Origin of the sequence: Klebsiella sp. HMSC09D12 (genome assembly GCF_001808475.1) — a bacterium.
GTDB lineage: Bacteria > Pseudomonadota > Gammaproteobacteria > Enterobacterales > Enterobacteriaceae > Klebsiella > Klebsiella oxytoca.
The window spans coordinates 64,075-90,427 of the sequence record NZ_KV793506.1; the positions used below are offsets into that span (position 1 = coordinate 64,075).

The 26,353-nt window shown below is 42.1% G+C and carries 19 protein-coding genes; 1 reads left to right on the plus strand and 18 read right to left on the minus strand.

Features of this window, described 5'->3' with window-relative positions; translation table 11 throughout:
• Positions 1–11: 11 nt before the first annotated feature.
• From rfbB to galF, 16 genes are all read right to left on the minus strand, one after another.
• The gene (gene rfbB, locus HMPREF3178_RS24960) at positions 12–1,076 is read right to left on the minus strand and encodes a dTDP-glucose 4,6-dehydratase (protein ID WP_070585555.1); all 1,065 of its coding nucleotides are present in this window, start codon (positions 1,074–1,076) and stop codon (positions 12–14) included.
• Positions 1,077–1,273: 197 nt separating this feature from the next.
• Positions 1,274–2,680 (minus strand): NADP-dependent phosphogluconate dehydrogenase, encoded by a 1,407-nt coding sequence (gene gndA / locus HMPREF3178_RS24965; protein WP_004103687.1) that lies wholly within the window; start codon positions 2,678–2,680, stop codon positions 1,274–1,276.
• Between the two features lie 165 nt (positions 2,681–2,845).
• On the minus strand, positions 2,846–4,135 hold the full coding sequence (locus tag HMPREF3178_RS24970; RefSeq protein ID WP_004103689.1) for a right-handed parallel beta-helix repeat-containing protein: 1,290 nt from the start codon (positions 4,133–4,135) through the stop codon (positions 2,846–2,848).
• Between the two features lie 63 nt (positions 4,136–4,198).
• Complete coding sequence (locus HMPREF3178_RS24975; RefSeq protein ID WP_004103691.1) at positions 4,199–5,458, minus strand: oligosaccharide flippase family protein; 1,260 nt, start codon at positions 5,456–5,458, stop codon at positions 4,199–4,201.
• Between the two features lie 65 nt (positions 5,459–5,523).
• Positions 5,524–6,633: a glycosyltransferase gene (locus tag HMPREF3178_RS24980; RefSeq protein WP_004103693.1), complete on the minus strand. Its 1,110-nt coding sequence runs from the start codon at positions 6,631–6,633 to the stop codon at positions 5,524–5,526.
• A 2-nt stretch (positions 6,634–6,635) separates the two neighbouring features.
• Positions 6,636–7,928, minus strand: coding sequence for a hypothetical protein (locus HMPREF3178_RS24985; RefSeq protein ID WP_049592962.1), 1,293 nt, complete (start codon positions 7,926–7,928; stop codon positions 6,636–6,638).
• A gap of 9 nt (positions 7,929–7,937) precedes the next feature.
• Entirely contained in the window at positions 7,938–8,612 is a 675-nt protein-coding gene (locus HMPREF3178_RS32135) for an acyltransferase (RefSeq protein WP_004103695.1), read from the minus strand.
• A complete protein-coding gene (locus tag HMPREF3178_RS24995) occupies positions 8,602–9,804 on the minus strand; it encodes a glycosyltransferase (RefSeq protein ID WP_064370735.1) in 1,203 nt (400 codons plus the stop codon). The genes HMPREF3178_RS32135 and HMPREF3178_RS24995 overlap by 11 nt, the downstream gene beginning before the upstream one ends.
• Positions 9,805–10,238: 434 nt before the next feature.
• Positions 10,239–11,150: a glycosyltransferase family 2 protein gene (locus tag HMPREF3178_RS30455; protein ID WP_004103697.1), complete on the minus strand. Its 912-nt coding sequence runs from the start codon at positions 11,148–11,150 to the stop codon at positions 10,239–10,241.
• A 26-nt stretch (positions 11,151–11,176) separates the two neighbouring features.
• The gene (gene wbaP / locus HMPREF3178_RS25000; protein ID WP_004103698.1) at positions 11,177–12,604 is read right to left on the minus strand and encodes an undecaprenyl-phosphate galactose phosphotransferase WbaP; all 1,428 of its coding nucleotides are present in this window, start codon (positions 12,602–12,604) and stop codon (positions 11,177–11,179) included.
• 101 nt (positions 12,605–12,705) lie between these two features.
• Positions 12,706–14,874: a polysaccharide biosynthesis tyrosine autokinase gene (locus HMPREF3178_RS25005; RefSeq protein WP_004103699.1), complete on the minus strand. Its 2,169-nt coding sequence runs from the start codon at positions 14,872–14,874 to the stop codon at positions 12,706–12,708.
• A gap of 14 nt (positions 14,875–14,888) precedes the next feature.
• Positions 14,889–15,326 (minus strand): arsenate reductase/protein-tyrosine-phosphatase family protein, encoded by a 438-nt coding sequence (locus tag HMPREF3178_RS25010; protein ID WP_032704706.1) that lies wholly within the window; start codon positions 15,324–15,326, stop codon positions 14,889–14,891.
• Positions 15,326–16,465 (minus strand): polysaccharide export protein, encoded by a 1,140-nt coding sequence (locus HMPREF3178_RS25015; RefSeq protein WP_004103701.1) that lies wholly within the window; start codon positions 16,463–16,465, stop codon positions 15,326–15,328. The genes HMPREF3178_RS25010 and HMPREF3178_RS25015 overlap by 1 nt, the downstream gene beginning before the upstream one ends.
• A gap of 73 nt (positions 16,466–16,538) precedes the next feature.
• Positions 16,539–17,978, minus strand: a complete 1,440-nt coding sequence (locus HMPREF3178_RS25020) for a capsule assembly Wzi family protein (protein WP_004103702.1) — start codon at positions 17,976–17,978, stop codon at positions 16,539–16,541.
• Between the two features lie 1,004 nt (positions 17,979–18,982).
• The gene (locus HMPREF3178_RS25025; RefSeq protein WP_004103706.1) at positions 18,983–19,612 is read right to left on the minus strand and encodes a phosphatase PAP2 family protein; all 630 of its coding nucleotides are present in this window, start codon (positions 19,610–19,612) and stop codon (positions 18,983–18,985) included.
• A gap of 460 nt (positions 19,613–20,072) precedes the next feature.
• A complete protein-coding gene (gene galF, locus HMPREF3178_RS25030; protein WP_016809217.1) occupies positions 20,073–20,969 on the minus strand; it encodes a UTP--glucose-1-phosphate uridylyltransferase GalF in 897 nt (298 codons plus the stop codon).
• A gap of 986 nt (positions 20,970–21,955) precedes the next feature.
• Here galF and HMPREF3178_RS25035 point away from each other — a divergent pair.
• Entirely contained in the window at positions 21,956–23,542 is a 1,587-nt protein-coding gene (locus HMPREF3178_RS25035; protein WP_004103710.1) for a TerC family protein, read from the plus strand.
• Between the two features lie 300 nt (positions 23,543–23,842).
• Here the strand turns inward: HMPREF3178_RS25035 and asmA are convergent, their stop codons facing one another.
• Both asmA and dcd read right to left on the minus strand, forming a co-directional pair.
• Positions 23,843–25,690 (minus strand): outer membrane assembly protein AsmA, encoded by a 1,848-nt coding sequence (gene asmA, locus HMPREF3178_RS25040; protein ID WP_070585557.1) that lies wholly within the window; start codon positions 25,688–25,690, stop codon positions 23,843–23,845.
• Between the two features lie 27 nt (positions 25,691–25,717).
• A complete protein-coding gene (gene dcd / locus HMPREF3178_RS25045) occupies positions 25,718–26,299 on the minus strand; it encodes a dCTP deaminase (protein WP_004103714.1) in 582 nt (193 codons plus the stop codon).
• Between the last annotated feature and the right edge of the window lie 54 nt (positions 26,300–26,353).

A 26,353-nucleotide genomic window follows, 5' to 3' on the forward strand; every position in this document is an offset into this window, starting at 1 on the left:
TCTTTTCCTTGTTAGTTGTTCAGGCCAAGACGCTCACCGGCATAGGAGCCATCGAGCACACGTTGCCACCAGGTCTGGTTATTCAGATACCAATGGACTGTTTTCTCAATCCCACTTTCGAATGTCTCTTCTGGCACCCAACCGAGATCGCGCTGAATTTTCGCCGCATCGATGGCATAGCGGAGATCATGACCCGGGCGGTCTTTCACAAACGTAATTAGATCAGCAAACTGGTTTATATTACCTGGCTTCTGTTCAACGACTTTATCGAGAATGGCGCAGATAGTGCGAACAACATCAATGTTTTTACGCTCGTTGTGTCCGCCGATGTTATATGTCTCACCACTGTGGCCTTCAGTCGCCACTTTGTACAACGCACGAGCATGATCTTCAACGTACAACCAGTCACGGATTTGCTCGCCGTTTCCATAAACAGGAAGCGGTTTACCAGCTAACGCATTGAGTATTGTCAACGGAATGAGTTTTTCCGGGAAGTGGTACGGGCCATAGTTGTTGGAGCAGTTGGTCACCACCACCGGCAAGCCGTAGGTGCGGTTCCAGGCACGAACCAGGTGGTCGCTGCCAGCCTTGGAGGCCGAGTAGGGACTGCTCGGCGCATACGGAGTCTCTTCTGTGAAGAGATCATCAGTACCATGCAGATCGCCATAGACTTCATCAGTAGAAATATGGTGGAAGCGGAAAGCTTGCTTATGTTCCGGGTCCAGAGCTGACCAGTAATGACGGGCAGCCTCCAGCAACGTGAAGGTCCCAATCAGGTTGGTCTGAATAAAGGCAGCAGGCCCGTCGATGGAACGATCTACATGGCTCTCTGCGGCCAGGTGCATCACAATATCCGGGCGGAAATCGCTGAACTGCTCTGCGACAGATTTAGCATCAGTGATATCTGTCTGGGAAAACGAGTAGCGCTCATTACCAGAGACCGGAGCCAAGGATTCAAGATTACCAGCGTATGTAAGACAATCAATTACCCGAACTTCGTCGGAAGTATTCTCGATAATATGACGAACAACGGCAGAACCAATAAATCCTGCGCCACCAGTGACAATGATCTTCATATTTTATTTACCTTTAATTGCCAAATATATAAATATAAAACTTTACATTAAAATAAGAATATCTTCCCCGAAATAGATTCAAGAAACATATTCATATATATAAGGAACAAATTTGCGACAAGGCAATACAGCTCTGAGGAAAGTTTTGAGGTATCTAACAGCCCGAGAGTTACTCGGGCTAATAATCATGAAAAAAACTAATCCATCCACTCAGTATGGAATATACCTTCTTTATCAGTACGCTTATATGTATGCGCGCCGAAATAGTCACGCTGCGCCTGAATCAGGTTAGCAGGCAGTACAGCGGAACGATAGCTATCGTAGTAGGCAATAGCCGCAGAGAAGGTGGGAACCGGAATACCATTCTGCACAGCGTATGCAACCACATCGCGCAGCGCTTGCTGATAATCATCGGCGATCTGCTTGAAGTAAGGCGCCAGCAGCAGGTTGGCAATACCCGCATTCTGCTCATAGGCATCAGTGATCTTTTGCAGGAATTGAGCACGGATGATGCAGCCTGCACGGAAGATTTTAGCAATTTCGCCGTAGTTCAGATCCCAGTGGTATTCATCAGACGCAGCACGGAGCTGGGAGAAACCTTGAGCGTAAGAGACGATTTTGCCCAGATAGAGAGCGCGACGAACTTTCTCAATGAACTCTGCTTTATCACCAGCAGTCTTCGCGTGCGGCCCGGTAAGAACTTTAGAAGCAGCAACACGCTGGTCTTTCAGGGAGGAGATATAGCGAGCAAAGACTGACTCAGTGATAAGCGATAGCGGTTCGCCCAGATCCAGAGAACTCTGGCTGGTCCATTTACCGGTACCTTTGTTTGCTGCTTCATCAAGGATCACGTCAACCAGGTATTTACCCTCTTCATCCTTTTTGGTGAAGATGTCTTTGGTGATGTCGATCAGATAGCTGCTCAGCTCACCTTCATTCCATTCAGTGAAAGTTTGCGCAAGCTCTTCATTAGAAAGCGCCAGGCCACCTTTCAGTAAAGCGTAGGCTTCAGCGATCAGCTGCATATCGCCGTATTCAATACCGTTGTGAACCATTTTGACATAATGACCAGCACCATCCGCACCGATATAGGTTACGCACGGCTCACCGTCTTCTGCAACTGCGGCAATCTGCTTGAGAATTGGCGCAACCAGTTCATAAGCTTCTTTCTGACCACCAGGCATGATAGAAGGGCCTTTAAGCGCGCCCTCTTCACCGCCGGACACACCGGTGCCAATGAAGTTAAAGCCTTCCGCAGAAAGTTCGCGATTGCGACGAATAGTATCCTGGAAGAAGGTGTTACCACCATCAATGATGATGTCACCCTTATCCAGGTAAGGCTTCAGAGAGTCGATGGCACTGTCAGTGCCTGCACCCGCCTTCACCATTAACAGGATACGGCGCGGAGTCTCGAGTGATTCAACAAACTCTTGCACTGTATAATGTGGGACCAGCTTCTTGCCGGGATTCTCGGCAATCACTTCTTCGGTCTTTTCACGGGAGCGGTTGAAAACGGAGACGGTATAACCACGGCTCTCGATGTTGAGCGCAAGGTTACGCCCCATCACTGCCATACCGACAACCCCGATCTGTTGCTTGGACATTACATACTCCTGTTATATTTGATTACATAAATACAATTTTAATATCGCATACTACAATACTAACTCAGTTTCGTTGAAAAGAAAGGTTAATAAAAGTAGAATGAAAACATTAAATATATATAAACAAAATCATAACACGGACACATTATTAAATAAAGTCAAATATCATTTAATTATCACCGTTTTTTCATCCACAAAACGTGCATTATTACGATTCAAGGAGAATTTAAAATCACTGTGTTTTTGTGTAATATAATTATAGCTAACATTGATATTACGAATTTTTTCTCCTGCAAATGAAGACAATGTACTTTTATTATCACCTACAAATATTAAATTATTAATTACCTGTATCCCAGAAGTATTCCCTTTACCTCCACCAAAGGAAAAGAAGGAATTAGAGACTTCATAAATCTTATTGTTTTTCACTAGAATATTCTTCATATCTCCAGTAAAAAAAACACCGGAAGTAGAATTAACTATTTGATTATTTTCGATGATAATATTACTCGGCAATCCATGAATTCGATTGATATGAACTCCAGACTCTTTCATATATTCAATTTTATTACCGTAGACTTTACCGTTTGACACGGTTTCTGGAAAAATGCCATTAAGGCAAAATGAAACTTTATTATTAAATATTGAAAAGTGATTCCCATTTGTTATGTTTGGGAAAGTGCCACCCAAATCACCATAAATATCTATGCCATTATCGTTGCAATGTGAGACGATGTTATTATAAATTTTCAAACCATTAAACTGACTTACCTGAATACCAATCTTCTTACAATTAGTAACAAAACAATCATTAATACACACATCTGCTACTGGCTGATTTTGTAATGCTTCCCCTTTAATAAGAATACCATTACCATTTGCATTTATACTACGAACATTAGCAATAGTAATATTAGCTTTACACTCTAATAGAATATTACTTGCTTGAAATCCATCGGTCTGAAATGATGAGTTACCATCAAATGTAATGTCCCGAATATCAGAATTTTCTATTTTATCATTTTTTTCGCTTGCGAGAATCCTAAAATATGCGCCTTTACCATATTGGTTTGGTAATAATTTTAATACACCTTCACCTTTAAGAATTATATTACTTCGCATTAAGAGACAATACGCCCCTATAGTTGAATTACTCTTTGAATTTGAAGCCGTAGCAGATAAATAATATGTTCCTTCAGGAATATGAATCACCATTCGAGAATTATTCTTTAGACTTAATTGAGCACATGTATCAATTATATATTGTAAAATCGCTCTGTTGTCAAAGTAACTATGGTGACTGTGGCTACGACATCCATAATCATCAATGTTCACGACACATGTATTATCTTCTTGAGAAGCAGAGAAACACCTATAATTACTAAAAGAAACTTTTGAAAGCGGCAGAGTTGCACTAATTACAAGTGCTCTTTTGGCAAAAAGACGACGATTCATTTAGCATCCTCAAGGATAACACTTGTTGTGTAGAGTACTTAAAGCAAGCCCTGTCAATTCAACTTACTTCATCTTAAGAATATTTTTGAGATTGAATGCACCTAAGTGCATTTTCAAGATAATACCGTTATGAAAAAAATAATTCATAATAGTAAGTGAAATAGTTTCGATAAACAGGACACTATAGGCAGCACCATAAATACCAAAGTAGTAAACCATTAATGTCGATACAGGAACACTAAAAAGTAAAATCAATACGGTTTTTTTCGATAGGTAACTGTAACCAGATAACTTAACAATATAGCGATTTGAGACAAAACCTAATGACGTTACTACAGTTGAAAAACACAAAATGATAAGCAAATTATATGCTTGAAGATATTGCTCCCCATATAATAAAAAAATAATTTTCTTGCCGAATAAAAAGAAGAAAAGAGGAAAGGTAGAAAGCATTATAAAAATACAAGCTGATAAGCCTGATGCCTTATTTAGAGCAACATCATCATCTTTTTCAGCATAAATCTTCGATAAAAAAGAAATAGCTAGCGCATTTCCTATAAACACCCAAGCTGTGCCAAGTGTTAAAGCTACTGAATAGATCCCAAGATCATAATCTCCTTTAAAATAGGACAAGGTAAATTGATTAATTCTTGAGTAAATAGTCATAGACACAGTAGAGATAACTAGTGGAATGCCAGTTATGATTAAATATTTATTATAGCGAATTTTATTCTGACTTTTTATAAATGGTATTGATGGAGAGTAATACATCCTTATTAAAAAGGGAATGAGTGTAGTCAAAACGATTGGTATAGACAGATAAAACATAGATAATTCAAAGTAAGCAATAAGATATCGCAATGCTAGACCAATTATAAGCCCCACAACATTGGCGATTGTGTTAAATTTTGAATTTAATGTTGCATCGTTGTAAATTACAAAAACATCGAGAGATGTAAAAAGACAAGCCAGACATACAGATATAAGAAAAACAAGATTTACAAAATCGGATTTAGGAATGAAATATAATAAAACAAATGTAGACAGTACAAGATATATAGACCCTCGTACCAGGAATGTTGAATATATTAATTTTATGCCCGAAGTTACTTTCTGTGACACACGTTTGAATATAATATTATCACAACCCATTTGTGCCATAACTTGGACAACTTGGAAAATAGCAATTGCAAGGGCAAGCTGTCCGAATCTATAAGGACCAATATATTTCGCAACAAAAGAAGTTACAAAGAAAAGACCGAATAGTGTTACCAGTTTTTCTGACATCATCCATAGAGCATTAATGACACTTCTATTTTTCATTATCATCCTTTTATGATGTTGGTTTGATATACTGAATTCGCTTTTTCAGAAAAATTTTAAGGATCTTAACCCAATTCCATCAGAGAAGAAGATAGCGATTGATATGACTTCTCCCATGATAGATTTTTTGAAATAAAATCATATTGCTCTGGCAATGATGAAGTTCGGTAATATAGCTCTTGCATAATATCAGTGATATTATCTAAATTTTTTGGGTCAAGATAGATCGCATTATCAGCTAGATAACTATTAGTATGTCCATTAACTGAAGAAACTACATGGCATCCGTACGCATATGCTTCAAGATCTACAAGTGATGCAACTTCAAACCAACTCCCTGATAAATGGATCTTGCTCCTTAAATAGATATCCGACATTTCTTCAGGAGTGACACGTCCTAGATAAGTCATGTTTTTACATGAATTGATTAATGAGAGAAATGATCTACCATACTCTTTATCATTAGTATTAATAGCACCAACGAATGTTATGTTGTATGGACTATTTATGAAATGCTGCGCTATTGCCAGACTATTTTTCCTAGACTCTATTCTACCGCAAACTAATACATCTATATCTCTATTGATTTCATGAATATCAGCTAATTGCTTTTTTAGGTCTACCCCATTTTTTACGACAAAGTAATTGTTCACTGTTGTTTTAAAATCTATCTCAATTATTTGCTTTTCTCCTTCTGCAATTAAAATTAAACATTTAACATCTTTAATAATCTCATTGATTTTTTTATTATAATCACAAAACATTTGGAGAATAACAGGCCTAATTAATTTTTTATATTTAAAAACTCTAGCTACGTTCTTTATTTTCTCACGACGATGAAACGAGGATATTTTTCTCAAAAGTATACCTAACTTTCCTTGCCTAATGTTTTTTTCAAAGAAATTAATTGCATCGTAAGAGTGATGTATACTTAAAAGCAACGTATGATCTAACTTCTGTAGTTTTTTAAGTTTTTGAAAATATGTAATTAACTCAAGAGGCCTGTCTATGTTAAGCAATATATAATAATCACATCCATCTGGAATTGTTAAATCGTTAATGATTATGGCGATATGTCCATTTGCTTCAAAATATTTTTTATACATTTGAATTTGGTAAGTATCCCCACCATTTTTATCAAATGCGTCTACTCTAGTAAGAAATGCAACCTTCACAATTAAGCCTCTTTAGTGTTTATTTTTTGATGATTATAAATATAGTAGCCATAGAAAAACCAGAAGAAAAACATAGCTTTGAATGTTACAAATATATCGATAAAAAGAGCCGTAACCATCAGAATCCAAACATAATTAGTCAGCAACTTTTGTTTTATATTCTTCAAGCAACTTAGCAAAAATAATAGATATGTAATTAACCCAACAAGCCCTGTTTCAACAAATATTCTAACATAGTTGCCATCAACAGCTTTACCTGCATAGGATGGCCCAAGTCCAATTAATAAAGTTATAATGTTATTGCTGGTCGTTTTAACTAGCGTGACCCATCTAGTAAACCTTACAAAGGCACTTGCATCGCCTTCACCTGAGTTTGTCAATATATCATTTAGCCCTTCACCATACGTTTTGTTAAAATAATCTTGCCTGTTACTTGCAGCTTTAGTGGTAACCAGAATTTCATTCAGCGTTGTTAAAGTATCATTGCTGCCAAAAGTTTCGAATCGGGCAGTAACACCGCTATTAGATGCTTTTTGATGCGAAATATAATCCGATGCAGTAAAGGAGTATAAAGCCCAGATTGACAATAATGAAGTGAATATACATATGCTAAGTACGACTATTTTCTTTCTGATAATTTTAATAACACTATTCAGGTTACCAAACAAGAAAACTAGTATAGAGGCAACTAATGTAATACGTGATTGCGTAAGTATCAGCATAAATGATGAAAAAGCAGTGAACGTAGCATTTTTCGACATAATGAAATACGACATTAGAAATGCTGCAACAGCTGCTAGTTCCCAAGGGCCACCAGTATTTGCAATTGCTCTATCGAAGGAAAAATTACTAACCCCTCCAATGATTCCTAGTGTCTGACCCGCTATAAGTGCAAAACAATAGATGACATAAAATTTTAATGTCAAGTCTGGAGAAAATTTTGACTTTGCAAGTTCATAACCCAAAGCTATATAAATATAATATTCTAATGGCCGAAGAGTGAATAATAAGCTAGCCACAAAATCAACTTCACCAAAAGATGAATTATATACAGTAGAAACAAGCGAAACAAAAGTATATAAAAGGAAACAAAGAATGGGTTTTTTACTTAAAAAAATACTACCAGTCTTTCCTTTCAATATATAAATCAAAACAAAAAAAACAATTATGACATCATCTATTCTTATGGAGGATAATATGTTTCCGCTTTGTTCATCACCCGTACGACCTAACAAAGATAGCTTAAAGCCAAAAACAGTATAAATAAAAATAAAAATCATAATTTTTTTATACATATGGCGTTCTCAATGCCTCTCTTTTAATATTCTGGCAGGATTACCTACAACTACTGAATTCGCCGGAATATCTTTTGTAACTACAGCGCCAGCGCCAACGACCACACCATCACCAATATTAACACCGTCCAGAATAATGACATTATTTCCGATCCAACAATCGTTCCCAACACTGATGCCCTTTCTTGTTACACCTTGCTCATATATAGATGAACCACCACTAAAACTATGGTTTTCAGCTATAAAACTTACACCAGCCCCTATCTGGCATTTTTCACCTATGATTAATAGAGCTGCGGCCCCTAAATTGCATCTTGGTCCGATGTAGGTATCGTTACCGATAATAATACCTTCTCCTAGGTTATTGGTATCACTAGTTATTTGTAACCATGCAAATTCTCTAATTGTTACTCTTTCTCCAAGTTTTACACCTTGTTTACTTAAGCAATTAATATATGAAAAATCACCAATATAACAAAATCGACCTGTCACAAGATGGTTAGAGTGTATAATCCTAGTACCTTTACCTTTAAAAAATGGGGCTTTAATTTTATTAAATCTAAAAATACTAATGAACACTCCACGGATAAATGGGGTGAGACCTTTCCTTGATAAAAAAATAAGATAATCTTTTAAAGTTAACTTATTTGTAAGAAGCTTATTTTTAATCTTATTAAAACTCATCAAAAACCTCTTTATAAATATCAAGATAAGCATGAGCTGAATAATTTATAGTAAATTTGTTTAAATCAATTTTTTCATCTCTAATCTGAGATTCATCTTTATATAATTCAATAATATTTTTCATAGAAGAGTAGTAATCATCATCTTTACATACAGTACCAACAACCCCCGGAACTATTTGTTCAGGCAAGCCTCCTCGCTCAGCAACTATTACACTTTTCCCCATAAAAATAGCTTCCATAGCCACACGGCCAAATGGTTCATTATATCTTGAAGGCACCACAACACAGTCTACTTGGCTATAAAAATCGATATTTTCACAAAAGCCAACAAATCTTATATCCTTCCTATCTTTGATGGAACTCTCATACTGAGGATATATTTCCAAAAAGTCATCTGCGGTTGCACCAGCGATTATTAACTGATACTCCCCCTCATTAAACTTTAAAAAACCATCAATTAATAGATCTAGCCCTTTTTCTTTCGATACGCGACCAATAAATCCAAACACATTGATTTTATTCGGCTTTGAGCTAATATCCTTATTCGTATATATTAGAGGGTCAAAGCCATTATATACAACTTGACATTTTGTCCCCTCAAAAAAACCGCAAGCCTGATGATATTTCAACATATACTCACTGTTATAAACAACATAATCCACTGGTTTCGAAAAGATTCTTTTGATATACCTTTTGGCGTTTAGTTTATATGTTTTATGTTCTGCATTGATATTTCTATACCAAGAACCATCATCCAATAAATAATAATCTCTTGTTGTATGCACTATTTTAAAACCAAACAGCTTAAGAATTATGAAAATTAGAGGAGAGGCGCCCTTGATATTATTAGTGTGTACAATGTTTACTCCCTGTTTTTTCAAAAACAAAGAAATCATTACGCACATTGGCAAGTTTGCTATATCAATTACATTCCATACTATTTTTTTGAGGAAACTTTTTTTCCTCTTTTCAGTTGGCCAGTATATATTTAAAAGGGGTAGTTTTAATATATTTACATTATCATATTGAAAATTGCTAAATCCATTCTTAAATGGATTTAGCGTTACGACTTTAACATCCTCGCCCAAATTTATTAATTCTTTTGCTAATTCTAAACAGGATCGCTCACTGCCTCCTGACATCTCCGGATATGTATTCAAATTATATATTGCAATTTTTCGTTTTGTCATAGAACCTTCTAAAAAACTTATATCCTGTGTTAAATAATTAATTTTATTCTTAAATACAAATCTCATTCATTATAAAGTAACACTTACTCAACTCATTATTTTGATTATCCATACATCAACATATCTATGCACTACACACGAATATTATGAATATACATTTTACATTGTGTTAAGCACTGTTCCTATTTCATAAACATCTCAGAATATGCAAAAGAAATATTTAATTATCTATAATTTAAAAATTATAAAACGATAGAGCTTTAAGCTGCTCTTAACTCTAAACTTCAGAAAGCGGACAGGAACCATAACTAGTTACTCGAAGATATAAAATAAATTCATGTCAATCCCAGAAAAATAATAAATTTACAATGTGAATAATGCCATGCATCTATCTGATATTGGCTCTTAACGTACTGAGTAACGATACTAATACATTAGCTTTTCCAATAACGTTTGTGCATACTTAATGATTTAACTAAACCGCGTGGAAGATTTTTATATTTTTGTCCAAGTTTGTAACCGGCTATTTTCATTAAATTATTAAGTAAAGCCAAAGGAATATAATGTATTCCATGCTTGATGAGAAAACGAAGCTCCGATTTTAGAAATTTTATGCCTTCTCCCCCAGCGCCACCGAATGTTTCTCGAATCCATGGCTGTTCGCAATGAAATACTCCAATATCAAAATATCTTCGAAATTCTTCCAAAGGTAGGTAATTATGTGAATGGCGTACAACTGCATCCGAAACATAAGCAACCTTGTACCCTGCTAATACAGCTTTAGCAGTAAAATACATATCTTCGCATAAAATAGTATTCGATGGAAAACCGCCAAGCTCTTGAAAAACTTTAATCCTATAAGCTGAAAAAGAGTTTGACATAAATACTGTTTTCAAGCCAAGCTTAGAACTATCATGCATACTACAGATATGGCCCTCGCATGGGTAATTAAAATATCTCGCATGTTGAGCAATAGGGTTCGCATCATTATGAGGCAATTGACGGCCCCATGCGCATGCAACCAAAGGATCTTCAAATGCCGCAATAATTTTAGTAACAAATTCAGGCTCAGGGATTGCATCTTGAGTTAAAAAAATAACTACGTCATTTAATTCAGCATGTTCATACACAGCAAGATTTCTTGTCCCTCCATGATTAAAATCACTGCTATCTATAGTTTTTATAGAAAATCCAGCTTTTCGCGCTATATTTAATGTTTCATCTTTACTGCTTGAATCAATTACTTGAACTAATGACTTTCCTGGAGCATATTGCTGAATATTATACACAGCATCTTTCCAGATTTTTCCACCATTATAGGTAGGTATTGCAATAAAAAATTTCATAACAACCTTTTTTAGTTAAATACAAATTAATATGCCCCATCTTTTTTTAACACAACGCTAATTGTCTTAAATAAAATAGCAATGTCATTCCACATAGACCAATTTTTTACATACCACGCATCTAAGTAAACCCTCGTCTCATAATCAACATCGCTACGACCACTAACTTGCCATAACCCTGTCATTCCGGGCTTACTAAGTAAGTAATAATCAACCTCGTCATTGTAACGCTCAAGCTCCGCCGTAATTATCGGTCGCGGACCCACTAAACTCATTTCTCCACGCAATACATTAAATAACTGAGGCAACTCGTCGAGGCTTGTTCGTCTAAGGAATCTACCGATCTTAGTAATGCGGGGATCGTTCTTTAATTTAAAAGTTGCATCCCATTCTTCTTTTGCAGATGGATCATTTTCAAGAAGTTGCTCTAAAACCTCCTTAGAATTAATAACCATAGAGCGAAATTTTAAACATTTAAAGGAGCAACCATTTTTCCCAATACGCTCATGTCCATATATTGCAGGACCACCATCTTTCTTAACCTTCTGACTAATATAGATTAATATCGGGGAAAGTACGATAATAATTGTCAGTGATCCAATAATATCAAAAAGTCGTTTAAGTACCCTTGATGACCATTTAGCAAGATTTTGCTGTACGCGGAAAATCATCACTTCATGGCTAAAAATAAATGACATATCGGTACTATCCAATGGCATCCCTCGTAATGTAGGGATTACAGAAACATAACGATACCCTTTGATCATAAAATTACGAAGCCAAGTGTTCCGTACTTCACTTTGATGTGATTCGACAGCAACAATGAACTGTGTGTTCCTATCAATAGTGTTCAACCAATCTAAATCGTTTTCTAATACTGGGATACCATTAATACACGCCCCGGCAGGAACTCCACCTTTGCTATGAATAAAGCCAACAATTACAAGCCCAAGATTATGCTCGCTACTTATTGCTTTGTAAGCCTCTTGCGCATTATCACCACTACCGATGATCCATGTATCTCGCTGCCAATAATCAAAATAATTGAGTAATCGTTTCATTCCCATTCTTAATATTGGTACAAGAATGAAAATGAACACCCACGTTAAAATCCATAATAGACGAGGGAATGACCAAGTAGTGAATGCCATAACAGCAATTTCAATTATTGCAAAAATGAATAACGTACGCAGTATTTCCTTTAACTCGAACCAAAACGTTTTACGGTAAAAATAATGGCGCAATCTAATTGAATACCATGCTATACAGCATATTGCTAACAGCCAATGTAATGCAATCCATCCTTCAAGATTACTTGTTTTAATAATATTAGCATAGTCGTTAGTTACTAATTCGAGCACTCCTATTGCCAAGTATATTGATAATGTAAAACCTAGAAAATCAGATAATGCCAATGCACAACTGACAAGAATGTTCCTGCCGAAAAGCGTCATAGTCCCCTCTCATTTAATGTAGGGCATAATTAATAATTCATGGATATATAAAGAGCTGTATAAAAACCGAGGCAAATATAGCCTCGGTTAAATATGATTAGTTATTTATCATTGCTATATGAATATCCATAATGATTATAGCCATATCCATAATGACTACTTGCTTTCTTAACAATTCCATTTAGGATACATCCTTTAACCGAAACTCCACTTTGTTCGAAACGTTTAAAGCTTACCTCTAGTTCTTTGACTGTATTTTCTTCAAAGCGAGCAACAAGTAATGTGGTTCCAGCATAATGACCAATAATTGCAGCATCAGTTACAGCCAGTATAGGTGGTGTATCTAATACTACGATATCATAATTCTGACTGGCCCATGAAATTAGTTCTCCAAAGCGACGATGCATTAGGAGTTCCGCCGGATTAGGTGGCGCCATCCCCCTAGATATAAAATCAAAGCCTATCGCATCAACTTTTTTAACAACTTTTCCCATTTCAGTCTTGCCAGATAAAAAATCTGAAAGTCCATTTTCATTTGATACGTTAAATAATTTATGTGTATAGCCTTTCCGCATATCTGTATCAACAAGCAGGACTTTTTTCCCTGTCTGTGCTATTATTGTTGCAAGATTCGTGCTTACAAATGTCTTACCTGCATTTGGGCTCGCCCCAGAAATCATCAGGACATTGTTTCTTGCTTCCATCATAGCAAAATGGAGACTTGTTCGTAATCCCCTAATGGCCTCAATCGCAATATCGGCTGGATTTTCGATAGCAAGGAACCCTTGAATTTCATCCTTTTCTTTCCTCAGCCAGTTATTTTTTTGTAATGTTTTCTGAGAAAAAGCCTCTGCCACTGGGATGCTTGCATAAACATTTATGCCTATCTCCTCAAGTTGTTCAGGACTTTCTATACCACGACGCAATAGCACTCTAAGCAAAACTAACCCAATAGAAAACATGCTGCCAAATATGATACCTAATAAAACTATAATGACTTTTTTTGGTTTCACTGGTTGAGGCAAAGTTATGGCATTATCAATAATACGAACATTTCCTATTGCGCTCGATTTAGAGATGCTTAATTCTTGTTGGCGATTAAGCATTTGCATATATACAGCTCGCCCTGACTCAACGTCTCTACTCAAGCGTAATATTTCTTGCTGTGTTTCAGGCATACCTGAAACGCGTTTATTTAGTTTTGCTTTCTCATCAACTAAAGTTTTGCGTTTTTCAAGCAGTGCTTTATACGTTGGGTGCTCTTTTGTATAAAGCTGCGAGATTTCTGATTCACGAAATGTAAGTTCATTTAACTGATTATCGACGTTAACAATTTGGTCTAATACGGATTTAGCTTCCAAAGATAAATCTACCGAATCATTTTGCCGTCTATAAGTATTTAACTTATTCTCAGCCGTATCTAATTCTGCCCTTACTTTGGGTAGCTGCTGATTCAAAAACTCTAGGCTTTTCTGATCTTGGGCAGCTTGACGTGCTATATTTTGGGCTAGGTAGTTTCCACTGATGCTATCAAGTATTTTTTCAATTAAAGAAGGATCATCTCCAGTGACTGTCAAAGTAAGCATTCCAGTGTTTTTACCTTGATCGCTTACAGAAAGCATTTTTTGAAGATCTGTAATAGCTTTAAGTCGCGGCACTAAATAAATATCAAATGAGGTACCCGCAGGAGCATTAATTTCATCAATCTTTATCGCTATACCATGTTCATTTATCAACTCACCAACAGTTCCATTTAATTCGAAACCATTGCTTAACAGTAAATAATGTGTGCTATCTATGACTTTAACTTTTGCTTTAACAATATCACTATCGTAATCACCACTATTCTTGATATAAAATCTCGAAACTGAAAGTGTATGTTGCTTATCACCCATGATTCTAGACCATCCTGCCCCAAAGAGAGGAAAGTGACTCTGTACTACCCTCGTCTGTAGATTTAGATCGTCTACGGTTTTACCTAAGATCATGCGAGATTGTATTAAAGCAATTTCAGGCGCTGACTGAGGTTGGCTGTCAGGCAGCATTTGACTCAAATTACTTAAGATAGAATTAGCCTGCCTCTCTTCAACTTGTATCATGGCATCTGCCTGATAAATCGGCGTAGCAAATAGAGCATAAGCAAGGGAAAAGAGAGTAAACAATGCTGTAACAGATATAATCAATTTCCGATGATCTATTAATTCTCCTACTAAACGGCCTAAATCAATCTCATCAGAATCTTTTTCTGCGTTTTTCCTAGTCACTAACATGCATTCATTCCTAATTATTTAGCACTAAGCTTCTCGACCCAGAGTTTTCCGGCTTGTTCAATCAAGTCATACACCGAAGCAAATGCTTCTTCACTTTTACGATAAGGGTCGGGGATATTTTTCTGATTTATCCAATGTCCAAAAAGCATAGTTTTGCCTCTTGCTTCAGGGGCAATATGGCCTATCTGGTCAATATGTGATTTCTCCATTACCAATATCAAGTCATATTGTCTTCCCATAGTGGAAGTGAATTGTTGCCCTTTATGACCTTCTAGTGAGAGATTATTTTTAGATGCGATTTTAATAGCACTACTATCTGCTCCATGGCCGACTAAAGCACCTGTGCCGGCAGAATCAATTTTTTTATCAGGCAGAGCTTTACGCAAAAAGCGTTCTCCTATAGGAGAACGACAAATATTACCGGTACAAACAACAAGAATTGAATTAAACATTAGTTTGGCCATCTCTTGATATATCTTACAGTCTCTGTCATATCATGCACACCGGTAATTGTTGGAACCAATTGAGATATGACTCTATTCCAACGCACCAAAGGAGCGGTAGTTACATATACAATATCATATGGCTGTAGTTGAAATTCTGTCCCTAGGACCATGGCGGAAGCATCTTGAGCATTTAGTTGATAGATATTAGCAATCTTACCTTTATTATCACCCTTCAGTTGACGAACTACAAATATGCCCGTTGCATCACTCATCGACTGTGAAATACCCTCAGCATTACCTAATGCTTCCGCAAGAGTCATGCCACTACGATCCATTTTAAGCGTGCTCTGCTTACCTACTTCCCCCATAACAAACACTTTTAGGTCATCGTTTCGAGGAATAAAGAGTATATCGCCTGGGAATAATAAATGATTCTGTGTAAGGTCACCTTTTTGCATAAGCGCATAAAGTGAAATCTTTGTATCCTTCCCATTATGAGTTAAGACTACATTTCTCCAGTCCGCGTCCTCAGCAAGACCACCCGCAGCATTGATAGCATCCATAACTGTTAAAGGAATATTCGTTATAGCCTGTTTACCGGAATTTGTAACTTCCCCGGTCACATAAACCTTTTGCGAACGAAAAGCAGCTATGCTGACATCAACCTGTGGGCTTTCAATATATGTAGTGAGGCGGTTTGCGATTTCTTGCCTTACTTGAGTTAATGTCTTACCCGCAACCAGCACTTTGCCAATATACGGATAAAATATCGTTCCATCTGAATTCACCCAGTTACCCGTATCACTGGCGCTACGATATTGACCAGCTGGAGTCGTCAATTCCGGGTGATCCCATACCGTAACCATGAGTACGTCGCCCACCCCAATGCGATATTCATAGCTTTTTAAGAGGCTATCTAACTGAGGATTTGAACGGGCAATCACAGGTTCAGGCCGAAGTTGATCTATCAAGCCTGGCGTCATGGGATAGACATTCACCAATTTATCCAAATCGTAGTCGCTATCCGGTAACTCAACGACGTTCTTACGCAGACTGTTTAACCCCTGTCCCGGCAAAATGGTACAGCCTGATAAAAAACCAATTGCTATTGCCAATGCCGAAAATCTAACAATTTTTTTCTTCATAATGTCACATCATCAATAAACCAAAAGTTTCTAATCCCCAAACAACAGCCTATTTCCAGAAGCTGTGTTAAGGCTATAAATTAAAGGGAATTTCAATCCCGGCGCTTGCGCCTACATCATCGCTATCATTATGGTTCGCATCGGTATACCAAAGAGAGGTGTTCAGTCGTACCGATTTGTACACATCGCCACTCCAGCCCAGCTGCACACCTTTTAATGTATCCGAGCGAGGAAACGCCTTGTTGATTGACTGATTTTCTGGGTTAACTTTCGCATACGCTAAACGCGCGCTCCAGCGCTGATTATCCTCTGTTACCAGTTCAACTTTACCCGCAAAAAGTTGACCATCGCCTCCCATAGCATCTCCGAGTGAATAACCTTGCTGGTAGTAGCCATCTTTATAGATATGATGCCTATAACTATAGTTGGTTCTGCTCATATTCGATCGAGTATCGTGGGCTTCCAGATACCAGTTGATGGCATCTTTGCCCCAACCGTGGTGTCCTTCCACTCCGCCAAGGAACATATTCGCTGACGGTAAAAAGCCGGACTCATCTTCACCAATCATTTGGCCATAAAAACTTACTGGTAAACCAAGAGTCGGCTCTAGCTTAAATTTAAAGTCAAACCCGGCTAGCTGATTACCCGGTTCATTTGGGTCGTTTGCAGTAGTGTTATCTTTACCCGTCAAACCATCCCAGAAGCTGCTAAACGACTCGGGTCTTCCCTCCCCTCCCCACTGCATAATGCGCGATGCGCCAAGCTCAAGTGACTGGAAGGGGGAAAAAGTCAGACGACCACCGATAATCTTGGTATGCGGTACGGCGGTATATTGATTCATCTGGCTGGCGGAGATCTGATACTGCCATGGGCCGATCCAGCGCAGCCACCAGGTTTCTGGCGCGGCCTGTTCAGCACGCTGCATCAAAAAGCCGGTCATCGGTCGGGCAGCATCACCGCGAATCAGGCTGCCTTCGTAACCTGGCCCCCACCACTGCGGCATCTGTCCAAAGGAAAGCCACTGGTTCCAGAACTTAACCGCCCCGTAGGCGCCGTTAGCATTAAAACGTGAACCATTGCTGATGCGTTCGTCGCCCTCAACGTTTCCCTGCAGGTGAACATCCCACCACTCGCCGCTGTTATTGAAGGCTAACGATAAAGAGCTGTCAGCAGGCTGATTCTGACCAAATCCCTGCGGGGTGCCGGGCTTATCCGTTGAGGTATAGCCGCTGACCCGAAAATCAGCTTTCAAAGAGTCGAGGCGCTGGTTGATTCGCGCCAGAACCACCTGTTCGGATGAATAAGAGGGTTTTGCTTTCTTTAGTGCCCGATTAATCTCTTCCTGACTTAACGGCCAGGTCGACAGGCTGAGATGAATAACGCCGCGGTCGGAGAGCCACGCCAGATCGTTGCGCAGTTCGTTGTCGTTCATTACCAACCCGGAGGCATAGGCAAGTGAGCTGGCAGAAGTAAGCAGCCCTAGTGCGAGTGCGATTCGCGCGATTTTTATCATTGTACAAGATCCATTTTAAGCCCCGTTTCCGCAAGCTGGCGCGACAAGGGGAACACTGATAGATGCAGCGCCCTCTGACGCCAACCTTTGGTATGTTCGGTCTGCAGATTTTGTCCGGAGAAAACGAAAGCATGTGTTATGAATCACATACCAACAGACGTTTTCATCATACGGCTCTACCTGCAGTACTCAATGTATGCGAAATTGTTATTGAAGGCCATTCCATCGCGCATCATACCCGCAGTTTCCTCTTGCCAGCCCTGCAGAACCTTCTCTGAGGTGGCGACAAACTCGCAATTATATACAGGTTATGAAGATAATCACCTGGATGAAGGCCACTTTAGGAATTTCGGTCGCATGAAATGAGATGTGATATGCAGAAAATGCCAGCCCGCAGGTACGCTACCGCCCTTGGCTTAACAGCTACCAATGCACTGTACTTCTTTCCATATAATTTCAACCGCCGGATTCAGGTGAATCGGCGATTAATCCATCAAAGCAATCAATTTCGCGGCCATAAGTTTACGAGATTCTGCCCTCAATTGGGAGTCTAATCTCGAATTATTAGCGACGTCGCGAACGGCATGAACCATAACGACGATAACGTTATTGTTTGACACTAAACGTCTAAAACGGCGATCGGCACCAGACAGCAACTTAATCTCAACATCATGATTTCATTAGCTTTTTACCACAAAAACAGTGTTGGTTTAGTTTCGAGTTAATTATGGTTAGTCAACTACAAAATTTAATAGTAAAAAGAATTATGCCAGTGTGTTGTTATCATTAATAAATTCGATATTTAGCCAGAGAACTTATTTAGGAAACATCCTGGCTGATTATCATTGTGCTAATTATTGCGCAGAATGCCGTATCACCAATTTATTTCATGAATATGAAATAGTGCTTATGAAGGCTTTTTCACCCCATCATTTCACACTGACTATATTGTGAACACATCACACGCCTGTCTGAATTCATGATCTTTCCCGATCGCCTCTGCGTCAGTAAAAGCGCTTGTGCAGATCGGCCCGGGTAAAAGGTTTCTCCAGCGGACCAAGCTTCACTGCGATCTCACCCAGAAGCGATTGCGTTGGCGCCTTAGCGCCGGTATTCAACAGCAGAGCCGGGATGATAACCACGCTTGCCAGCCCTCCCCATGATAACTGCGCTGTATGAGTGCCGCGGGTGCGCGACTGCAGCAGCAGAAACAATGCGCTGCCTGCGGTTCCCAGCAGTAAACCGGCAATCACTTCAGACGTTGAATGAGCGTGGATCACCAGGCGGGAATAGCCGACCAAACCGGCTAATGCATAACCAAATACGACAGAAGCAATACGAAGAGCTGGTGTAGCACGCGCGCACAGCAGCCATAAGAGAATTGGCCAGAAAGCTGAAGATAATGCGGTGTGCCCGCTAAAGCCGGTGAAGTCCAGCTCGCGAATCCCAATACCCCAACCCATAAATGCCAGTTTTGATGCGCAGACAATGGCGCCAGTGATGCCGAACAGCAGCGCCCAGTGCCAGGCGACCTGCTTTGAATCTTTGCGCAGAAAAAGAACGATAAACAACACGGCCGCACTGGGTAACAGTACGGTGCTATCGCCAAAAAAAGTGACAACCTGCCAGTTCATTTACCTTTCATCCTTTGACGATCTCTCCAGTCCGTAACGTCATTTCCGCGACATTTATGTGGGCATACACAATCAGTCACTTCACATTTATATGCATGCATGACCGTTGTTTAATGCGCAAACATGATCTCAGTCAAGTTTTATTTTAGTCTGACAACTTGACTCAGGGCTATTTACATAAGAAAAATCTTAGTAAGTAATTATCAGCAAAGATGAAATTTTGCTAGTCCGACCATTTCACCATGCGACATGTTATTCGACTACCAGAAGTCTCCGAACCTTTACCGCACTTTTCAACGATACAATATAACAAAGCAAAATCTAACCCTTTGTTTTTCTACACAACGCCTCAAAGCGTGACGTATTGTATTAAAAAGAGTAAACGGTCCCGAATCCCTGAGTTCATCATCAGATCATGCGAACCGCTTACCCTCGTACGCTTAGGTTGCTGATGGCAAAATTACGCTAACAGCTTCTTAATGCTCTCGCGGAATTTTGCGCCTTCTTTATGGTTACGCAGACCATAATTAACAAAGGCCTGCATATAGCCCATTTTTTTCCCGCAGTCGTAGCTCTCGCCAGTCATCAACATCGCATCAACCGACTGCTTTTTCGCCAGTTCAGCAATGGCGTCGGTTAACTGAATACGGCCCCATGCGCCGGGTTCAGTACGCTCCAGCTCCGGCCAGATATCAGCAGAAAGCACATAGCGCCCTACTGCCATCAGGTCTGAATCCAGCGTTTGCGGTTCATCAGGTTTTTCGATGAACTCGACGATGCGCGCCACCTGACCCGCCGTTTCCAGCGCGTCTTTGGTCTGAATGACCGAGTACTCGGAAAGATCGCCTTCCATACGTTTTGCCAGAACCTGACTACGACCCGTTTCATTGAAACGCGCGACCATAGCGGCAAGGTTATAACGCAGCGGATCGGCGCTGGCATCATCAAGGATGATATCCGGCAGCACCACCACAAACGGGTTATCGCCAATCAGCGGGCGCGCGCAAAGAATGGAGTGACCTAAACCCAGCTGCTGACCCTGGCGCACGTTCATAATCGTTACGCCTGGCGGGCAAATAGCCTGTACCTCGGCCAGAAGCTGACGTTTGACGCGCTGCTCCAGCAGCGCTTCCAGTTCATAGGAGGTGTCGAAATGGTTTTCTACCGCATTCTTGGATGAATGGGTAACCAGCACAATTTCCTTGATGCCAGCAGCTACAATTTCATCAACAATGTACTGCACCATAGGCTTGTCGACGATCGGCAGCATCTCTTTCGGAATGGCCTTGGTGGCGGGCAACATGTGCATCCCTAGTCCTGCTACCGGTATAACTGCTTTCAAACTCACCATTTTCATATCCACCCGTATGGTTATTAATCTTTAGTTCCTGTCAGATTGTATGTATCACTGGCATTTATCCATGATGATACACGCTTGATACCTGCCATACTGTCCGTCAAATTCTGAAATTACACGCTGAATTTAAGAATACACGTAAAATCTACAGACCAATAGGTCGATTTAAGAAAATTCTCAAACGCAACTTTACAGACATTATTACTCATACTTACAAAGACTTATGCCAGCTATCTATTAGCTATTAACCATAAGACGGCGTAATGACATTCATCGCTGGTCCATCATTTCCCATTTGATACCTTGTTATCTTTCAACAAGAGTTGACACAGAACAAGTGACTGCAAAAAATCATAAAATTAGCCAAAATAATCGCTTATATTGAATATAAAATTATTTCGCACACAAAAACGGCTAAATTTCAGCGAAACAGGCCATATCCTTGACTTCAACCTCAGTGGCGGCCATCCCCATATAGATCCAGCCTATGCTGCAGGCGATTAATAGTCTTCACTATGGCTTTTTTTGTTCTGCATCACATATAACCCTCACAATATCGTCCAGCAAAAATTGATCTGCCGCAAGCCACGACATTAAGTAGTATAAAAATCTAAATTCCAGGAAAGCGCTGTTATATACATCAAATCTATTGATAGAGTTTTCCATTGCCCGTGTGCTCAATCCAGGTTTTCTGCGCCGATATTCTGCGCGGCCGCTTCGCTTACATCCATAAAACCTGGCTTTTCATCCGGCAGATGCTGGCGGTTGTTATTGATGAAAATTCGCACCAGAGCAAATAAGTAGAACCCTATAAGCTTATGGTTAAATAAGGTTATATTCTGAACAACTGATTATATTAATAGCAGGACTCATCGGCGCGCGGATTTTGACCGCGGGCAAATCGCCGCAGAAAATATTGCATTTTAACTATAGCTTATCCATGATCTGTACATGGCACTCTTAGGTTGTAAAGGTTTTAACTAAATATGGAATGGATTGCCGACCCCTCGATCTGGGCCGGGCTCATAACGCTTGTCGTTATTGAGCTGGTACTTGGTATTGATAATCTGGTCTTTATCGCCATTCTCGCGGAAAAACTTCCTCCCGCTCAGCGAGACCGCGCGCGCGTCACCGGCCTGCTGCTGGCAATGGTAATGCGTCTGCTGCTGCTGGCGTCAATCTCCTGGCTGGTGACGCTCACCAAACCGCTGATTACCTGGCACGATCTGAGTTTTAGCGCTCGCGATCTGATCATGCTGTTTGGCGGTTTATTCCTGCTTTTCAAAGCCACCGTTGAGCTTAATGAACGGCTGGAGGGGAAGGACAGCAATAATCCCACTCAGCGCAAAGGCGCGAAATTCTGGGGAGTGGTCGCGCAAATCGTGGTGCTGGACGCCATCTTCTCCCTCGACTCGGTTATTACCGCGGTCGGCATGGTTGACCATCTGGCGGTGATGATGGCGGCGGTAATTATTGCCATTAGCCTGATGCTGATGGCCAGTAAAGCCCTGACCCGCTTCGTTAACAGTCATCCAACCATCGTCATTCTCTGTCTCAGCTTCCTGCTGATGATTGGTTTTAGCCTGATTGCCGAAGGCTTCGGCTTCCCTATTCCGAAAGGCTACCTGTACGCAGCGATTGGCTTCTCGGTCATGATCGAGTCCTTTAATCAGCTGGCGATTTTTAACCGCCATCGTTTTCTTTCGGCCAACCTGACGCTGCGTCAGAGAACCACTGAAGCGGTGATGAGCCTGTTGAGCGGCCGCAAGGACAATAGCGAGCTGGATAGCGATACTGCCTCGCTGGTTGCCGACCGTGACGATAACCCGCTGTTTAATCCTCAGGAACGGCGGATGATTGAGCGGGTTCTCAATCTCAATCAGCGCACCGTCAGCAGCATAATGACCTCGCGCCATGATATTGAACATATTGACCTCAGCGCTCCGGAAGAAGAGATTCGCGCCTTACTCGACAAAAATCAGCATACCCGCCTGGTGGTAACCGGCGGCAATGATGACGAAGATATGCTCGGCGTCGTGCACGTGATCGATCTTCTGCAACAATCGCTGCGTAATGAACCGCTCGATCTGCAGGCCCTGATCCGTCAGCCGCTGGTGTTCCCGGAAACGCTGCCGCTGCTTCCTGCGCTGGAGCAGTTCCGTAAAGCCCGAACCCATTTTGCCTTTGTGGTCGATGAGTTCGGTTCCGTAGAGGGGATAGTAACGCTCAGCGACGTGATGGAGACCATCGCCGGTAATCTGCCTAATGAGGTGGAAGAGATAGACGCTCGCCATGATATTCACAAAAACAGTGACGATAGCTGGACGGTTAATGGACATATGCCGCTGGAAGATTTGGTCCAGTACGTGCCCCTGCCGCTGGATGACAAGCGGGAATACCATACCGTCGCCGGTCTGCTGATGGAGTATCTGCAGCATGTTCCGCAGGAAGGTGAAGAGGTGAATATTGACGGTTACGTTCTGCGCACGCTGCAGGTAGAGAGCCATCGCGTGCAAAAAGTGTTGATTGTGCCGCCGGCGCAGGAAGAAGATGAACTGGACTATGAAGTGTAGCGCCTTCATATGTGAAGTTTAAAAAGCCGGGCGAAAGGTAACGTAACAAAACGGTGGCTGATAGTGCGCTGAAATTAAAGCCGGGTGGCGGCTGACGCTTAACCCGGCCGACAAAGGGCCATCAGCTTTCGCAGGCTGGCGCACCGGAGTGTAGCCCGGCAATTTCATAATGCAGATGATGCTTTAATAAGGCGCCCCAGTTTATGCCGGGCGGCTGCTGGCGCCTTACCCGCCCGATAAAGAGTGATACCTTTCCCGAACTTGACGCGAATCCTCAATACCCCGTGACCGCTGCCAGACTCAGAGTTTGTCGAGCAGCTTTTTCACATCCTTACCATCCTGGGTATCTCTATTGCGTTCGACCCATTCATTAAGCCGCTTTTTAGCTTCATCCTGCAGCTGCTTACGCAGTATCTGATCCACCTGCAGGCTGTAGCTCAGCGTCTGCCAGTTGCCATAAATACGCAGAGGGATCGCGGTCTGTTTGAGACGGTCAATGAGCTTGCTCTCACCCTTCCAGCCGCCCAGAACCCGAACGTTGAAGCGCATATCGCACTCTTCTTTCAGCAGGTTAAGCTCGCCCTGACCGGTCAATGCCATGAGTTCAGACTGCCCTTGCAGACCCTTTAAGGTAACCAGTCCGTTATTCAGCTGCAGCTCGGTACTGACGTCGTCGAGTCGGGTCGCGTTATCGTAATTTTCCTGGGCTTGAACGTTAGTACTGCGCTCGACGGCCTGCTGCACCAGCTGCTGGAAGTTAAGTCCTTCCGTGCGCGTATCCTTCATCTGAATTTGCGCCTGCCCCTGCCAGCTGCGGCGGAATTCATCAGCATCAATCTTGTCGCCGGAAAATTCGCCGGTCAGCGAAAGCTTGCCGGTGAGGTTAATCGAGTAATCAAACGCTTGCAGAATCGTGCCTATCTCAACGTTGTCGAGCTGAGGCTTAAACGAGGCATGCGGCGTCTCGCCGCGCGCGTCCAGCGAGCCGGGAAGCGAAAGCTGTCCGCCGTCCAGGTTCCCCTGCATTTGGTTAATGGTCAACAGCCCCTGCTGGTTGCTGATATCGCTTTTAACCTGAGTAAAATTCATGCCCCGCCACTGCAGCTGGTCCGCCGCCAGGGTCATCCGCGCGTTAAAACCGCGCAGTGAGCTGTAATCCCGCTGAAAATCGTTATCGGCAATCACCGGGCGGAACTGCCGGGTCTGGCTTTGGCCTTGCTGGTTGACGCCATTATTGCTGGCTGCAGCGCCACGCGAAAGCAGGTTATCAAGATTCAGCGTGCCCGCATGAAGGTTAAGCGTCCAGTCAGGCCGATCGCCCAGCACAACGCTGCCGCTGCCGGTAATCGTGCTGCCGTTTGCCGTTACGTTCAGGTTATCGAAGCTGAGCTTTTTGGCATCTTCCAGCCAGCTCGCCTGCAGGCTGGCCTGGCCGCTCATCCCTTCCGGCGGGAGTTCTGCCCCGCGAAGCTGCCAGTTGAGCTGTGAAAAATCAGCCTTCAAAGAGTGAGGATAGTCGCCGCCCTGCACCCGGGCGGAGAAGGAGAGCGCCAAATCCCGCTGGTCGCGGTTCACCCGACCAGAAAAATCGACCGTCGCGCGATGGCTGTCATCCTGCTCCATCTGCAGACGGATATCGCGCACCGTAACCTGTTCGCCATCTTCATGCTGGAAGAAGAGCACGCTGTCGGCAATCTGCAGTTTTTCGACATCATATGACCAGCCGCGATCCTCCGGCACCTGAGGCAGCGTGTTGTCGTGCGGGACAACCGGTGCGCTCTGGCTACGTACGGCTTCGGTTTTTGAGGTCAGTTGGATCACCGCGCCTTTCAGCATCACCTGCTTGACCTGCAGCTGATGAGAAAGCAGCGGCAGCAGCCCGACGTCGAGGCGCATGTTATCCGCGCGGATAACCGGCTCCTCCGCGCCCGGCGCGGTCAGCTTCATGCGGCCTGAAAGAATGCTGAGCTGCGGCCAGACGTGCCAGCGCAGCGGACCATCGAGTTCGAGCTGATAGCCGCTGCGATCCGCTACCTCTTTCACCATATAGGCGCGAAAATCGTTGGGGTTGACCAGCAATACCAGCGCGGTAAGACCGGCGACAACAACCGCCAGTAAGATCATCAGCGTGGTCAGAATTCGTCTCATGGCATCCTCAGCAAACCGCTAAAATTATCAATCCTTGTCGATTCGACTCGCTACCGCGCCCTGCTGATCGCGATATTTCGCGTCTTCGCGGCGGTTATAAGGGCGTAGAGCCGGCCCGGATAAAGGCTCAAAGCTTAACGCCCCGATAAGCATCCCTGGACGCAGCGCCAGCGGCAGCTTACCTGAATTATAGAACTCAAGAACGATACAGCCGGACCAGCCCGGATCGATACGGTGTGCGGTCACGTGCACCATCAAGCCCAGACGCGCCAGCGAAGAGCGCCCGTCAAGCCAGCCGACCAGATCCGGCGGCAGAGTGACTGATTCATAGGTTACCGCCAGCGCCAGTTCGCCCGGATGCAAAAAGAACGCTTCGCCATCCGGCAGAACAATCTCTTCACTCATCACCCGGTCCAGGGCCGCGCTGACTTCCGCCTTGGGGCCGCTCAGGTCAATAAATCCCGCCGTGTGGCCGCGGAAAGTGCGAAACTTATTTCCCAGCCGAACATCGACCGTCGCGCCGTTAATACGCTCAATGGGCGGGCGCGGATTAATGGCCAGCCGGCCCTCATCCAACCAGGCTTCTATATCTCGATCGCACAGACGCATGAACGTTCTCCTTTAAGGCATTGCGCCCCTACGCCTTCCGGGGGTAAGGGCAAA

Bases quoted from the DNA above. Each gene is read 5' to 3' on its own strand.
- rfbB (WP_070585555.1), bottom strand. From the start codon at position 1,076: ATGAAGATCATTGTCACTGGTGGCGCAGGATTTATTGGTTCTGCCGTT.
- HMPREF3178_RS25005 (WP_004103699.1), bottom strand. From the start codon at position 14,874: ATGTTAGTGACTAGGAAAAACGCAGAAAAAGATTCTGATGAGATTGAT.
- HMPREF3178_RS25025 (WP_004103706.1), bottom strand. From the start codon at position 19,612: ATGAACTGGCAGGTTGTCACTTTTTTTGGCGATAGCACCGTACTGTTA.
- HMPREF3178_RS30455 (WP_004103697.1), bottom strand. From the start codon at position 11,150: ATGAAATTTTTTATTGCAATACCTACCTATAATGGTGGAAAAATCTGG.
- gndA (WP_004103687.1), bottom strand. From the start codon at position 2,680: ATGTCCAAGCAACAGATCGGGGTTGTCGGTATGGCAGTGATGGGGCGT.
- HMPREF3178_RS24985 (WP_049592962.1), bottom strand. From the start codon at position 7,928: ATGTATAAAAAAATTATGATTTTTATTTTTATTTATACTGTTTTTGGC.
- HMPREF3178_RS25010 (WP_032704706.1), bottom strand. From the start codon at position 15,326: ATGTTTAATTCAATTCTTGTTGTTTGTACCGGTAATATTTGTCGTTCT.
- HMPREF3178_RS25035 (WP_004103710.1), top strand. From the start codon at position 21,956: ATGGAATGGATTGCCGACCCCTCGATCTGGGCCGGGCTCATAACGCTT.
- wbaP (WP_004103698.1), bottom strand. From the start codon at position 12,604: ATGACGCTTTTCGGCAGGAACATTCTTGTCAGTTGTGCATTGGCATTA.
- galF (WP_016809217.1), bottom strand. From the start codon at position 20,969: ATGAAAATGGTGAGTTTGAAAGCAGTTATACCGGTAGCAGGACTAGGG.
- HMPREF3178_RS24975 (WP_004103691.1), bottom strand. From the start codon at position 5,458: ATGAAAAATAGAAGTGTCATTAATGCTCTATGGATGATGTCAGAAAAA.
- asmA (WP_070585557.1), bottom strand. From the start codon at position 25,690: ATGAGACGAATTCTGACCACGCTGATGATCTTACTGGCGGTTGTTGTC.
- HMPREF3178_RS24995 (WP_064370735.1), bottom strand. From the start codon at position 9,804: ATGACAAAACGAAAAATTGCAATATATAATTTGAATACATATCCGGAG.
- HMPREF3178_RS25015 (WP_004103701.1), bottom strand. From the start codon at position 16,465: ATGAAGAAAAAAATTGTTAGATTTTCGGCATTGGCAATAGCAATTGGT.
- HMPREF3178_RS25020 (WP_004103702.1), bottom strand. From the start codon at position 17,978: ATGATAAAAATCGCGCGAATCGCACTCGCACTAGGGCTGCTTACTTCT.
- HMPREF3178_RS32135 (WP_004103695.1), bottom strand. From the start codon at position 8,612: ATGAGTTTTAATAAGATTAAAAATAAGCTTCTTACAAATAAGTTAACT.
- dcd (WP_004103714.1), bottom strand. From the start codon at position 26,299: ATGCGTCTGTGCGATCGAGATATAGAAGCCTGGTTGGATGAGGGCCGG.
- HMPREF3178_RS24970 (WP_004103689.1), bottom strand. From the start codon at position 4,135: ATGAATCGTCGTCTTTTTGCCAAAAGAGCACTTGTAATTAGTGCAACT.